The organism is Mucilaginibacter sp., assembly GCF_025359345.1.
Taxonomy (GTDB): Bacteria; Bacteroidota; Bacteroidia; order Sphingobacteriales; family Sphingobacteriaceae; genus Mucilaginibacter.
The window spans coordinates 38,029-53,164 of record NZ_JANYGQ010000028.1 but is presented as its reverse complement, the minus strand read 5'-3'; the positions used below and the strand labels follow the sequence as shown (position 1 = coordinate 53,164).

At 42.1% G+C, this 15,136-nt stretch carries 7 protein-coding genes; 2 read left to right on the top strand and 5 right to left on the bottom strand.

Features of this window, described 5'->3' with window-relative positions; genetic code table 11:
* Positions 1-13: 13 nt before the first annotated feature.
* The 3 genes from Q0R52_RS18690 to Q0R52_RS18680 all read right to left on the bottom strand — a co-directional run bounded on the left by Q0R52_RS18690 (position 14) and on the right by Q0R52_RS18680 (position 5,517).
* The gene (locus Q0R52_RS18690; RefSeq protein WP_366520925.1) at positions 14-937 is read right to left on the bottom strand and encodes a MoxR family ATPase; all 924 of its coding nucleotides are present in this window, start codon (positions 935-937) and stop codon (positions 14-16) included.
* Positions 938-2,196: 1,259 nt separating this feature from the next.
* On the bottom strand, positions 2,197-4,224 hold the full coding sequence (ppk1, locus tag Q0R52_RS18685; protein ID WP_295796964.1) for a polyphosphate kinase 1: 2,028 nt from the start codon (positions 4,222-4,224) through the stop codon (positions 2,197-2,199).
* On the bottom strand, positions 4,225-5,517 hold the full coding sequence (locus Q0R52_RS18680; protein WP_295796962.1) for a Pycsar system effector family protein: 1,293 nt from the start codon (positions 5,515-5,517) through the stop codon (positions 4,225-4,227). It abuts the gene before it with no gap.
* Between the two features lie 432 nt (positions 5,518-5,949).
* Between Q0R52_RS18680 and Q0R52_RS18675 the strand changes: the two genes are divergently transcribed.
* The gene (locus Q0R52_RS18675) at positions 5,950-8,337 is read left to right on the top strand and encodes a GAF domain-containing protein (protein WP_295796961.1); all 2,388 of its coding nucleotides are present in this window, start codon (positions 5,950-5,952) and stop codon (positions 8,335-8,337) included.
* A gap of 24 nt (positions 8,338-8,361) precedes the next feature.
* Here Q0R52_RS18675 and Q0R52_RS18670 read toward each other — a convergent pair whose 3' ends face one another.
* Together Q0R52_RS18670 and Q0R52_RS18665 are read right to left on the bottom strand one after the other, a co-directional pair.
* Positions 8,362-10,974: a BamA/TamA family outer membrane protein gene (locus tag Q0R52_RS18670; protein WP_295796959.1), complete on the bottom strand. Its 2,613-nt coding sequence runs from the start codon at positions 10,972-10,974 to the stop codon at positions 8,362-8,364.
* Between the two features lie 452 nt (positions 10,975-11,426).
* The gene (locus Q0R52_RS18665; protein ID WP_295796958.1) at positions 11,427-13,253 is read right to left on the bottom strand and encodes a PDZ domain-containing protein; all 1,827 of its coding nucleotides are present in this window, start codon (positions 13,251-13,253) and stop codon (positions 11,427-11,429) included.
* Positions 13,254-13,513: 260 nt separating this feature from the next.
* On the opposite strand from Q0R52_RS18665, the gene Q0R52_RS18660 reads away from it, so the two are divergent.
* A complete protein-coding gene (locus tag Q0R52_RS18660) occupies positions 13,514-15,103 on the top strand; it encodes a flavin monoamine oxidase family protein (RefSeq protein ID WP_295796954.1) in 1,590 nt (529 codons plus the stop codon).
* Positions 15,104-15,136: the final 33 nt, after the last annotated feature.

The window sequence follows — 15,136 nt, the reverse complement described above, 5'->3', positions numbered from 1 at the left end:
GACTTCGGACTCCCTACGGTACTTCTACCGCGTTCAATATCCCGGTAATAATGTCCTCCGATGTCATGCTTTCGGCTTCGGCTTCGTAGGTTAAACCTATTCTATGCCTTAACACATCGTGGCAAATTGCCCGCACATCTTCAGGTATCACATAACCACGACGTTTAATAAACGCATAGGCTTTTGCAGCCAGGGCCAAGTTTATACTAGCTCTTGGAGATGCCCCAAAGCTGATCAGGTTTTTATAATTAGCCAGTTTGTATTGGTCGGGGTAACGGGTGGCAAATACAATATCAATAATGTATTGCTCAATCTTCTCGTCCATGTAAACCTCCCGCACCACTTTACGTGCCTTAATAATGTCCTCAGGCTTAACGACAGGATTTGGTTTTAACATACCCTGCGGAGAAATATTTGAACGGATAATCCTTTTCTCTTCTTCTTTGTTTGGATAGCCTATGACCACTTTAAGCATAAAGCGGTCAACCTGTGCTTCGGGCAAAGGGTAGGTTCCCTCCTGCTCAATCGGATTTTGGGTAGCCAACACCAAAAACGGCGTTGGCAGCGGAAATGTGTTATCGCCAATGGTTACCTGGCGCTCCTGCATCGCCTCCAGCAATGCACTTTGCACTTTTGCCGGCGCGCGGTTGATCTCATCAGCCAATATAAAGTTGGAGAACAAGGGACCTTTGCGGACTATGAATTCTTCCTTTTTCTGGTTGTATATCATGGTGCCCAGCAAATCTGCAGGCAGCAAATCGGGCGTAAACTGTATACGGCTAAAATCGGCTTGTATAGCTTTTGACAATGTATTTATAGCCAACGTTTTTGCCAGACCGGGTACACCTTCCAAAAGGATGTGCCCATCGGCCAGTAGGCCAATCAGCAAGCGGTCTACCATATATTTTTGGCCCACAATCACTTTATCCAACTCCATTTTCAGGATATCGATAAATGCACTCTCCTTCTGAATCATTTCGTTCAGCGCCCTGATGTCCATCGAGTACGAAGAGCTACCTGTTACGGCATCAGTTGCAGGATGCCCTGTATTACTATTTATTTCTTCCATTAAATGATTATTATTTTTTGGTAGGCAAACTTAAACAGATACTGAATTTTTTGCGACTAAAATCCTGAAGATAAATGTTAAAATTTGTTAAAATTGGCAATAGCGTTGTAATTGCACATGCAAAACATGGCTAAAAAGCAAAAAAGGCACACCATTACGGTGTGCCATCATATTGAATATTAGTTTATCAGCAAATTTGTGGAAAAATATTAGTCACATACTTTTCGGGCACGGTACCGGTGCCAAATAATATTTCGCAAAAGTGTGGATTTTTATGCCGGGTATGTTTTATAAGCGAGGAAAAAAAACACCATATCCCCACTCGTTACCAGCAGAATGTGGCCGAAGTTTATATAGGGGTATGTGTCGAAAGCAAGATAACCCAGCAACCCTAATCCAATAAAAGCAATTAACAAATAAACAAACCTAAATCTTGTGCTCATAAATAATTTATCAAAAAAAATACCACCATAAGGCCGCATTAGTCAGCGTGCCATTTTATCTAAAACAATTATATTAAAACGATTAGGGAGCGTTTCATTAAACAATAATATACTATAATCATACCAAGTTCATTTTGTTTAAACATTAGTTCAATATTCAATATTGCTGTAATGGTTGCTTAAATTTCTCAAATCTTCGCCGCAAGTGTTTTAAAACAACATTTGAATTTCGGATACCGCAATAATTACCTGTTAATTAACAAACAAATTATTTTTCACAATATTTTAATTTGATAGGCAACACTACGTCCAACCTGGCTTTGCGTAATATTGCGACTAATTATCCCCAAAATACTTCCCGGTTTTTAGCTCTTTACCAAACTATCACCGTTAAATAGTTTTACATCTTTTCAATAGCAAAACTCGGGTATATCGGGCGCAATAAAAATACCCCAAACAGGTGATATTTTACCAGTTGAACTGACTAGTCAGGCTGTTAATCTGTATTCGATTTTGCCGACCGGTTGCTTAAATGCATTTTTGGGGGTAAAAAAATAAACCAAGCGAAACTAATCGCTATGGATGATATGCAAAACAGACCATTGCATTCAATCTCGCCGGGGCCTGATATATAAAAAAACTAAAAACCGCATGAACGCCAGAAAGGGAATTATTTTGATTGCTTTAATTTCCTGATAATAATCTGTATATCTCCCGCTGCGCCTGCATCTCCGGCTTATCTTTTGCTACCGGTACATTTTGTAATTCCTGGTTTAGGGCAACTGCCTGCACATTGTCCTGCAATTGCAGCGCGACGATTTTTATAATTTCCTGTTTTATATCCTCATCATTCACAGGGAAACAAACCTCGATACGGTGGTAAATATTCCTGTTCATCCAATCAGCTGATCCTAAAAACACATCAGGTTTGCCTTCGTTGTTAAAAATAAATATCCTGCCGTGCTCAAGGTAGCGGTCTACAATACGCCTGATGGTGATATTTTCGCTCATGCCTTTAACACCCGGCACCAGGCAGCATATACTGCGCACAATCAACTGAATTTTAACCCCCGCCTGCGATGCTTCGTAAAGCTTATCAATCAGCACCCGCTCTTCCAGGTTATTCATTTTTAAAATGATGCTTGCAGGTTTGCCTGCTTTTGCAAACGCTATTTCTCTGTCAATAAGTTCAATAAATTTGGCTTGCAGGTTAAATTGTGCAACTAACAGATGTTTAAATTCAACCTGGTTTTCGTCGGCCGGTTTTTTGCGCTTGCTTAAAAACATAAATACCAGTTCCATCTCGCGCAATAAATCGCGGTTGCAGGTAAACAACACATGGTCGGTGTAAAATTTAGCAGTCGCTTCGTTAAAATTACCCGTAGCCAGCAGACCCGAATAAACCAGGCGACCGTTTTCAACGGTTTTCACTACAGCTATTTTGGCATGTACTTTAAGCGCATTTACACTGTAAACAATTTTAACCCCGGCATCTTTCATTTTTTTTGACCATTTCAGGTTGTTGGCCTCATCGAACCTGGCTTTCAATTCAACCATAACCTGTACATGCTTGCCGTTTTTGGCTGCACTGATCAATGCATTTACAATGCGCGAATTGCTGGCCACCCGGTAAAGCGTAATATAAATTTCTTTAACATCGGGGTTTATTGCAGCTTCGTTAAAAAAACGCAGTACTGAGTGATAACTCTGGTAAGGCGTAAGGATAATCATATCCTTGCCATCGCTTGCAAGCTGGCTTAGGCCCTTACGATTTACCGGCTTCCAGTCATCAAAGTATAGTTTAGGATTTTTAACAGGCAGACTAAAAAAATCTTTCAGATTGTGATACATTCCTCCTGCCGTGGCGTTAGCGCCTTGCAGGTCGAGCCTGCGTGTTATCAGTTGAAGGGTGCGCAATGGGATATCGGCCTGGTGCAAAAATCGGGTTGCGAGACCAAAGTCGCGCTTTTTAAGCTGTTTGTCAATTTCTTCCGACAGGTCGCCCGGGTATTCATCCATTAAATCCAGTTCGGCATCGCGGGTTATCTTAATGCTGTAGCAGCCATTTATTTTAGCCCCGGCAAATACCTTGTCGAGGTTATATCTTATGATGTCGTCTAAAAAAGCAATATAGGTTGCTTCTTCAGCATTAACAGTAAAAAATCGCGGCAGCTCGTCAGAAGGTATGTTTAAAAAAAATATCTCTTCTTTTCCGGCGGCCGACAATAGACTCACCACAAAATACAATTTGTTGTTCTCCGGGAAAAAGAAATGATCTTCATCCAATTTTACAGGCTGCAAAAACGCCAGTGCTTCCGACAAAAAGTATTCTTTTGCTGCATCCTTAACTACATCCGGAAATAGCTCATTATAAAGCAGGTGTATATTTTCATTCTTAAATGCCGGTAGCAGCTGCTGCCGCAATATCTGCCCAAAGCGTTCCTGCTGGGCATTTATCATTGCCCTGGCCTGGTTTAAAATACTGCGCCGCTCATCGGCATCAATAGCATTGATGTCCTTTTCGCCTATTTTTTGAAGCGCCCGTAACACCGGCATCCGCACGCGGTAAAATTCATCGAGATTTGAGGAAAAAATGCTCAAAAACTTTATCCGTTCCAAAAGCGGAACGCTAGGGTTGGCAGCCTCTTCCATCACCCTTTCGTTAAAATACAGCCAGCTTAAATCGCGGTTAAAATAACGCCGTTGTTCCATTTAGTTAGCTGGACTGGTGGGTAATTTGCCGAAAAAAGCAGCGGCTATGATGAATGCCAAAACCGAGATTATAAGGCCAAACATGAAAATGTTGTACGCTATGCGCAGTAAGCGATATTTACGACCTAAAACAACACCCTGAGCATACACATCCCTTATCAAGCTGCCGTACAAAAAGTCTTTATCCAACATCATTTTCTGCATCCCGTAGTTGTAATCGTCGAGCGTAGCTTTATAAAAGTTGCCAAAGAACAATAGGTTAACTTTATGCGTATCGACATCGTCCCTGGTAAAAACTCCGGATGGAATTGATGGCCGGGTTGACAGGATGGAAAACGTCATGGCAAGTAAACTAACGGCCAGTAAAATAAACGTCGGCACCACCAGGTAACCATATTCGCTTAACCGGCGTAACAATAAGCTTAACACCGCCGAAAGTATAATTGAATTAACGGTAATCATAATATGTGCCTTGTTGTCGGCCATATCGCTTAACCGCTGGTGGTTGCTTGAACTGATCCTGAACATGGTTTCAATCCCTTTTTCGGGCTTGTCCTCGTCCTTAACTTTCTTTTTGCCGGCATCATGCTTATCATCGCCGGGCTTATGTGCCAGGTTGTTTTCTTCAACAATGGTAGTATCAAATTTCATTTCCTGTGGGGCTCCTTTTTTTTCTTCCTTAGCCTGTTCTTTTTCCTCCCGGGCCAGTCGTTTTTTTAGGTACTCCACGTTTTCTTCTTTGGTAGCATTCAGCAACAACCTGCAAAAATCGGTGTGATAGGTATGGCTTTCTAAAAACTTTATTGATTTTGCATACCATTGCGCCTTGCTTATTTCAACATGGTGCAGCAACTGTATTTCCTTACGCAATAGCTTGTCTTTGTCCTTAAACTCATCAGTACCGAGGTGAAACAGATCAGCATCGCAAACAATTTCCTCGAGCAACGTATTTGGTGCCTGCGGCATCCTGGTTGCCATTATACAGTTTTTTATCAGGCCTACCAGTTTTACGTCAACATGCTGTTCGGCAAAAAAATCAACTGCCAATGCGGCTCCTTTTTCCTCATGGGTCGCAATATCAACCATATACCCAAGGTCGTGAAACCAAACTGCGGCAGTGACTATAAAAAAATCCTCATCACTTAGCTGGTAATGATTGGCTATTTTTATAACAGCAGTAACCACATCTTCGGTATGGTTGCGGTTATGGTAAAGCAAGTTTGACGTATCGTGCGTTTTATAAAACGTTAGCACATAATCCTGTGCCTGTTCAAGTAGTAGCTGGTAATTCATGTTTTGCCGATAGTTTGTAGCGCAAATTAGCTTTTATTTGTGGTTGATTTAAATAGTGGCAACTTGCTTAATGATGTAAAAATAAGTAATCCGCCTGCAAAAATGTGCCAAATACCCTGTTACCTAACTATATTTTTCAATAAAAACTTTGCGCTGACATTATTGATACAACTATTAATGTATACAATTTGTTTAAGTGATGTTCGCGACCAATCGCGTTGCAGATGTGGCTGCGTTTGCAGTACAGTGTCAAGTGTCGGCAGCGGCACTTATTGTTTATAAAAAAATAAAACTAAGTACCTCTTCGTTAAGTTATTTTAAACTGAAAGTGTATTTAATGTAATAAAGCATTCATCCGCACTTACCTAATTTTACGTTAGTTAGTTAAAGGGCAAATTTTTGGTAAATTTGTTGTAATACTTAGTTGAGTTTATGTTATTCCCGCAATTCGCAGACAATCCATTTCAAATTAACCTTTCGTTTCATAAAATAATTGAAAGGCTGGAGGAAACTGCGGCAAAAAAAAACGGAACAGGTGCACAAAAAGCCAAACAGCTTTTAAAAAAAATCAAACAGTTCCCCGAACTGAGAGAAGGTATAAAAAGCATTGACCAGATAAACAACAACGAAGCATTGATTGCTGAATTACTGACCGATTTATTTCCGCCAATACTTTCACTTAATGAAATAAAAGCAGTAAGCATCCCCTACCTCGGCCTTACTTTTAATTACACTGAACGTTTTAAAAACATACTTAAGGCTGCCGGCACGCAGTTTGAATTTAACATCCGTGATTTTGATGAGCACCAGTTTTACATAATGAGCTGCTGCATTATCCTTAATGCATTTTACGGTACCCGCCTTGATTTTGGCAAGCCGCTTTTTTACGATATACCAACGGCCGATGGAATAGTTAAACACTACCGTATATTGTACAACGCGGACTTTTTAGAAATACTGCCCACCGAAAAAGCCAAAATGCTTAACAAAGACGAAATTGACCAGTTGATGGACAATTATGACGATTTGGCTTTGTGGAAAGAAAAATTTCCGCCAAACAGCTGGCAATTGAACGGCTTTGGCATAATGACTTTGTTTGATGCAACGGTTGAAAATGCAGTTTCAAGCTTAAAAGGCAATTTGCTGGCCGACGTAGATTCGTCGGAATTACAGGCAAGCCTGGAAACCATATTCAGGTCAATATTTAAAATACCCGACTTGCGTATTGGCTTTACATCTTTTGACGCAGAAAACGACAGATTTATTCATACTTCATTCGGTCAAAAAGTAAAAAGCTATATGCTCGAAGGCAGGGCCGATACCGATTGTCAGAAAATGTTGTTATCCAGCTCATATAAAACGCTGGTAAAAAAGCACAAAACACTCGCAGTTACCGATTTGCCAGAATTTGCCGCAGCCAATCCCGATAGTAAATTATCACAGCATTTTACAGCACAGAATATTCGCAGCTTTATATTGGCACCTATTGTTAAAAACGGAATGTTGTTGGGCGTATTGGAGCTTGTATCAAAACGTACGCGCGACCTTAACAGCGTTAATGCCAAAAAGCTTGAAATTGTAATGCCGTTTATAGTGGATACTATTTATCGCAAAGTAACCGACCTGCAGAACCAGGTCCAGGCAGTTATCCAAAAAAACTACACAGTGCTACACCCAAGTGTTAACTGGAAATTTAGGGATGAGGCCATGAAATACATCCGGAGTAAAAATGCTGGTAAGGATTATCACCCCAAAGAAATTGTGTTTCATGATGTGTACCCGTTGTATGGTCAGATTGATATTAAGGATTCATCGGTTACCCGCAACCAGAGTGTCACCAACGATCTGATTAATCAGCTTAATGTACTGGTGTCGTTGTTTGAACAGATGCAGCAGAGCAACGGCGTTGCTAATGCCGAACAACAGCTTTTGGATTTAAAGACGTTTGTTGAAGACCTTTCTACCGGGATTAAGGCGGACAGCGAGCAGCATATTGAGCGTTACCTTGAAGAACATATCCACCCCTTATTAATAAAGAACAAAAAGCTTACAAAAGTTCTTGCCAGGCAGGTTAAAGATTATTTTAAACACACCGATAAACTAACCGGCGACTTTTATGCTAACCGCCATAATTACGAAACTACCCTGACGCTAATTAACGAAAAGCTGATCGATATCCTGGATAACCGGCAAGCAGAAGTACAGGCATACTTTCCGCATTATTACGAAAGGTTTAAAACAGATGGTGTTGAGCATAATTTATACATAGGCGATTCAATTGCACCAACCCAACAGTTTAATGCCACCCATTTAGAACATTTGCGGCTTTGGCAATTGCTGGTATTATGCGAAATGGCGCTTGAGCAGTACCGGCTTAAAAAAACATTGCCATATCCGCTTGGGGTTACATCACTGGTGCTGATATTTAGCGCACCAATATCAATCCGTTTCCGGATGGATGAAAAGCACTTTGATATTGACGGGGCTTATAATATCCGTTATGAAGTTATAAAAAAACGCATCGATAAGGCCTACATTAAAGGCACCAGGGAGCGGATAACCCAGCAGAATAAAATAACCATCATTTTCTCGAAGGTTGAAGAAGAGTTGGATTACATGAAATATATAAACCTGCTGCAGGACAAAGGTATACTTGCCGCCAAAATTGAAGAGTTTGAGGTGGAAGACTTGCAGGGCGTTTCGGGGTTAAAGGCCATAAGGGTTGCGGTATTGCACAATCAGAACGAACCAATTGAAGAGACTTTTAATTACGAGGAGTTGTATAAACAGTTAAACCTCGCCGCAATCGAAACTTCTTAACACTAAAATCAAAATTGGCCTGACTTAAAATCTAAACCCAGCCGAAATATACGGGTAAGTTCCATCCTTTGAAAAACCCACGACGGCCTGCACCAATATTAGTTGAGCTGGGATAAGATAAAAGCCGCCGCCATAGCCATCGTGCCACTGGCTTGATGATTCGCCGGGTGTCCAAACACGTCCCACATCATTAAAACCAACAAGGCCAAAGGTGCCGGGTAATATGTACGATGCATAATCAAACAATTTCAATCGCACTTCAAAATTATCATAGGCCATGCTTTTGCCGGTGAAGCGGCTACTATAAAACCCACGCAGGTTTTGTATGCCGCCTAATTGCAATTGCTGATAAAACGACGCGTTGCCGATGGTTGTGCCGCCGCCAATGCGATTTGCTATCACAAAAACAGAGTCTTTATCCGGGTTTAAAAAGAAACTAAAATCTGTCGTCACCTGTCCGTAGCTGTGTGCCCCCCCGTTAAGCCCCTTTAATCCACTAATGGTTGTATTCCATAAAATTCCGTTATGTGGTATTATCCCTTTGTCGCGGGTATCAAGTTTAAGCCCGGCAATGAGGCCCGCATTGCTTTCGGTTTTAAATACTTTTTGATTGGGATAAAGTGTGTTGTAATCATTTAAAAAACGATTATGATTACTTTCTTCATCGCCATTATAGTATTGCGCTACAACGCCGCCGCTAACAGTCCAATTTTCATAAACATGCCGCACCCTTACGTCGGCGTTTAAAAAATTATAAACGTTGCGATAATATTCGCGCTTTTTATCGCCGGCGTCAACAAACTGTGTTTCGTTGCCAAGACCAAAAAAGTAACTTTGGTAGTTAGGGCCCTTTGAAAGTATATTTATGAAAAGGTCACTTTTACCAAAAACCTGCTTAAACTCGCCGTTATAATTTAATAATAACGATTTTGCACCAAAGCCGTAATTAACCATCAGGCTTTGCCTGAAAGCATAAGGGTCTTTCCTGAAACCTTGTTTCTGATAAATAAAATCGGTCATCAACTGCAGCCCGTAGTCGCTGTTGTAGCTGCCTAATATCAGCGGTTGTAAAAAATTGTATTTAAAATCTTTCCTGTCGAACTTATTTACCCCCGTATCAGTCGAAGTACGCATGTGTGCCTGGGAGCTCAAAGGCAAAGTATTCTTTTCGTCGGTCCTGTCATATACATACCTGTTGCCCTTGCCGCTGATATCCTTATCGAAAGTAAATGTGTCGTTATCGTCGCCACCAACCATCCGTACTGTAATTGGTGAATGGTTATCGCCGTGAACTAAAAAAACGTCGCCGCCGCCAAGTCCGTAAAGCCTTATTTCACTGGTGACTGCGGGATCAAACGTCCGCTGGTAAATTACCTGCCCCGCTTCGCCGCTCTTTTTTACTTTGTTAACCTTAACAGCAACTTTACCATCTTCCTGGTTGGTAATGTCAAACTGCTCGCGCTTATCTGACGCTGGAATTTCAACTATTTGTGATATAAACCTGTAATATTTTAAAGCCTGCTGCATTAATACATTGCGCCTGGCTATTAGCTTTTTAGTGAGTTCGGCACCGCAGAGCCGGTAAATATTCGGCGGCATTTTTTTCATCGCCTCATTTATCAGCTGCTCTGTCAACTTATCCTGCACGTATTTTACCTGCGTTTCCCAATCCTGTTCGCTTAGCCCGTTTAAAAAATAACGGTCAACGTTACGTCCGTTCAAATTCCAGCGGTTTATGGCCCGTATATGGTCGTTAAAACTTTGAAATTTCGACATCAGCAAATGCCTAGAAACAAACCATGGTAAAACACCTGTTGTGCCGTAAAAAACCTGGTCGCGGTCGCGGGGTACTGGCTCATATACGGTACCACCGTTGCCATCTTCTTTCTTTTCCCAACGCCATTGGTCTTCATGACGGTCCCAGTCGCCCAGTAAAAAATCAAGCAAACGGGCCTTTAAAAACAGGTTTTGATCCACGTGGGTGATATTGTCTTCCTGCAGTTTCTTTTGAACCTTGCCGGTATTGTCAGTCTTTTCCGCATCAAGTGGTTCACGCTCCTCGAACAAAAAAACCTGGTTGGCAAAGTCTTTTTGATACTTGCCAAATGCAGGGTCGTCGGGCACATAAACAATCTGAGGATTGGCATGTGGTACACCGAGAGCCGTAGCCAACGGCGGCACTACAAGTGCTGAAAACGGGTGCTCGGCCGATATTTGATCCTGAACAATGTCTTTTGCAATAGTTGCCCTAAGGTTGGGCGGTAATACTTTTTCGGGATATTTTTGAATGGTACGTAAAACCCATTCCTGCCCGGCGGCATCTTTAAGGCGCAGCGATTTGGTTTGCATGCCGCCTCCCCGCTGTTCAATGGTAAGCCCGCCTTTCTCCTGTGTTAAATGAAATATCTTGATATTAACGGGTTCAGCCCACAATTTCCGGTAGCTTTCTCCTAATAGGAAACGGTGAAAACCGCTAACACTATCGTATCCGGGTTGAACGGCTACTTTAATGCTGTCATTTTTTATCTGCGCCTGCGAAAATCCGTCAAAACTTATCGTGACGAGCAATGCTGCGCACAAGCATTTCTTTAATATTCGCCATTTGTCACCACAAAATGGTATCAGCATAAAGTTCATGGGTAGATGTTGCTTTTTTTACTTATAACCGGTAACAAAATAAGCAAAAACGGCTATCATTTTAGCATAATTATTAAAATATGTAGGTAATTATGCGTTTTCTGCGGTTAAATATCCGAGTCGTCCGCGGTGCCCTTCTCGGGAACGGCAAATAAATAACCGATTACGGTGATACAGGCAAACAATACTATCCTGGTGAAAATATAAATAAAATGTTCCATAGCTAAAAAATTTTGATCGTTGTTTAATTACAAAGACGATTGACGAAGACAATAATGCTACCAAAATTCCAAATCGTTCATTATCAATATTTTAAAATATAAATACTAATTTTATTGTAACGACATTTCGTTAATTGCTGCCAATTATCACGAAATTTCATCGGGATATAACAAAAACGCCCAACCTGCAAATTAGGCAGGCCGGGCGTTTTTAAACGTAATATTTCAGGCTTAATGTCCGCCTTCAAAAATGCCTTTATAAATGGCTTTTTGTAATTCGTTGGGATTTTCCATTGGTTTTATTTCAAAACTGCGCGACACTTCTGTTTCGAGCGTAATTTTTATTTGCTCAACTTTTCCTTTTTTCTCTATCTCCAAGGTTACCACATCACCGGCCATTTTAATTGTTGATAAGGCCTGCAATACAGCCAGGGTAGCCGGTTGCCCATCGATGCTGATTATCTTACTTTTAACCCGCACACCGTTTTCCCATGCCGGTGATTTATACTCAACGGCTGTTACAAACAGCGAATCTTTTTGGGTTTTAGCAGTAATGCCGTTCCAGGCGCCCGGCTGCTTTTTCCAGGCGTCGTCAATATCAAGCCCGGCATAGGCAAAATATGGGTGGTAATTAATTTCTTTTACGGTAGATGCATATTCAAATAGTTCACCAAGCTTAACACCAGCGGCCTCTTCGCAAGCCTGCCTGAACTCTTGCGGGGTAAAACCGCGTTTAAGCTTTTTAAAGTAGGTGTAATAAAGCTTGCGCATTACGTCGTCGAGACTTTTGGCGTTTTTGGTTTCGTGCCTTATTTTTAAATCAAGCATTAAACCCAGCACAGGGCCCTTGTCATAGTAGGATATGGTTTTGTTAAACTCGTCGGCAACCCTTCCATTTGGCCCGTCGCTCCAGGTTTCAAGACTGGCTTGCGTGGCTGATTGAAACAGGTGACCCGGCTTTTTCTCGTAATTAAGCAGGTTGGCGCGCAATTGCCCAAGCATTTCCGAGCCATTGGTGATACCTGCGCGGTTGATAAGGATATACTCGTAATAAACTGTAAACCCTTCGGATACCCAGAGCATTTCGGTTTTGCTGCCTTTTTCGTAATCAAACGGCCCGAGCTCGATTGGGCGGATACGCTTTACGTTATAGGTATGGAAGTACTCATGTGCCAAAAAGCTGTAAAGCCTCATTTTACCCGCCTGCTTGTCCAAGCCATTGCCGGTAAAAGCAACCGAAGCGGAGGTAAGGTGCTCAATACCACCACCGCCGGGCCCGGTGCCCAAAAACACGTAATGCTTGTAAGGTATTTCGCCGATGATGCCCGAACCCACTTCAATGATTTTTTTCATATCATCCATAAATCCCTGCTTATCTGCAATGCCCATTTTATAGCCGATAAAATCGTGGGGGATACCTTTTACCGTGAAGCCTGGCAATTTTTCCAGTTTACCCATCAGTATTGGCGCATCATACAGCACATCAAAATCAGGTGCCTTAAATTGGGTCGAGTCACTGCCTGCTAAATCAAGACCGGTGGCGATCCTTGTCCAGCCGGGGTATTGCTGTACGCTAACAGTAACCGGCTGCAAAATATTCTTGTCACCATACATAAAAATACCGGCTGGCGAAAGGTAGGCATGGGCCGTGTCAACATAATTGCCGCCCACAAAGTTACGGATAGCCTCCACATCATATTTAAGCTTTACAATTTTATTACCGGGCACGGCCACCTGCCAGGTGTTTTGGTCGGGGTGTTTAAAGTCTATAGCCTTGCCGCCTTCGTCGGTGGCAATAAAATCGGATACGCTTTTGCCGAAATTCATAAACTGGTAATAACCGGTGGTCCAGGTTGGCATTTTAAAAGCCACGGTATCCGGCAGTTTGCCGCTAAGCTCAAGGCTTACATGCACCTTTTTGGTGGCAGGCTCAACCGACATACTGTACTGCCATTTTTGCCCCGACTGCTGGGCATAAGCTGCACTTATTAAAGCTATCGCCAGTAAAGTTGTTGTGACAGCCTTTTTCAGGTTTATGAATGGGTAATAGATGATCATAAATTGTGGATTTAAACCATTATACAGGTTAATTAACAAACAGGGATTGTTGTAAGGCTAAAATTACAAAACGCAGTGTGACAAATTATAACTGAATTCTATCTCACTATCACTAAAAATTACCTCACACAATTAAATAATATTTTAAAAATGGCCAGATAATAATTTACAAAGCCAAATTTTATCAACAAAATTGGCGCTTTGTTAAAAATAACATAAATTTAAGGCTATAATAACAGCCGAAACTATCGCTATTTGATGTGGAAACAATTACCAGGAGAAATTTTTTAAGTAAGGGCGCTATGTTGGCGGGGGGGGCTTATCCTGCAATGCTGGCTTTAGGCATGCTAAAGGCCGCGCCTGCACATGCATTTAACTTAGCGGGGAGCGGTAACGGCAAAAAGATTATCATTTTAGGCGGCGGTCTTGCGGGGATGACCTGCGCTTATGAACTTAACAAACTAGGCTACAACTGTACCATACTGGAGGCCCGCGAGCGCGCCGGCGGTCGATGTTGGAGCGTACGTAACGGAAGCACTAACACCGAAACAGACAAACCAACCCTCACTGCCCGCTTTGACGATGGCCAGTACTTTAACGCCGGCCCCTCGCGCATACCACATAATCACCAGCTTACTCTGCATTATTGCAAAGAATTTGGCATCCCTTTACAGGTCTATAATAATGTAAACGAAGGATCCTACTATTTTGCCGAGGGTAAAGGCCCTCTATCCAACAAAAAAATACGCGTTCGCGAGGTGCATAATGATATACGCGGGTATATGAGCGAGATACTTGCCAAAAGTATTGACCATGGCAGTTTAGATACTGGTTTAACCAAAGAAGATTCGGAAAAAGTTATTGAATATTTAATGGCCGAAGGTGGGCTCGACCCGGATAAATTGTATAAAGCATCGGCACGGAGAGGCTATATTGAGTCGCCGGGTGCCGGCGATAAGCCGGGTAAAATTGCCGACCCGCATAAACTGGCAGCTATGATACAATCCGGTCTGCTTGATCCTGATTTTTATAACGTTGCTGAATATACTTACGAACTGCAGATGACCATGTTCCAGGCTATTGGCGGTATGGACCAAATTGCCAAAGCGTTGGAAAAAAAGGTAGCTCAAAGCCTAAAGCTTGGCGCCGAGGTAACCAATATTACCAATATCGACAATGGCGTAAAAGTGACTTATAAAGATGCACAGGGCGACCATATTTTACAGGGCGATATTTGCATCTGCACCCTGCCTTTGCCTGTGCTGAGCAATGTAAATAATAATTTCTCGGGCGATGTAAGCCGGGCCATAGATTACATCAGCTATATGCAAACCGGTAAAATAGGCTTGCAGTTTAAACGCCGGTTTTGGGAAGAAGACGATCACATTTACGGCGGGATTACCCATACCAATAACGATTTAACGCAGATTTTTTACCCGTCATACGATTATCTCGGTAAAAAAGGGATATTGCTGGGTTACTATAATTTCAATGAAAAGGCACAGCGCACAGGCGAGTTGAGCTACGCTGAGCGTGAAAAACTGGCGCTGGAAAAAGGAAGGCTGGTGCACCCGCAATATGATGCAGAATTTGAAAGCTCGTTTTCGGTAAGCTGGCATAAAACCAAATACAATTTAGGCGGATGGGCGGTTTACAGCAACGAAACCCGTAAAAACCAATACCCGATACTATTAAAGCCTGATAAGCAGGTATATTTTGCCGGCGAGCACCTAACCTATTTAAACGCCTGGATGGCGGGCGCGTTTGAATCGGCACGAGGTGTTGTTACCGACATACATGCGCGCGTGACCGACCAAAGGGTAACATACCCGGCACAAACAAATAAATAATAAACTGACTGAAAACTCATAAAAAATCAACGA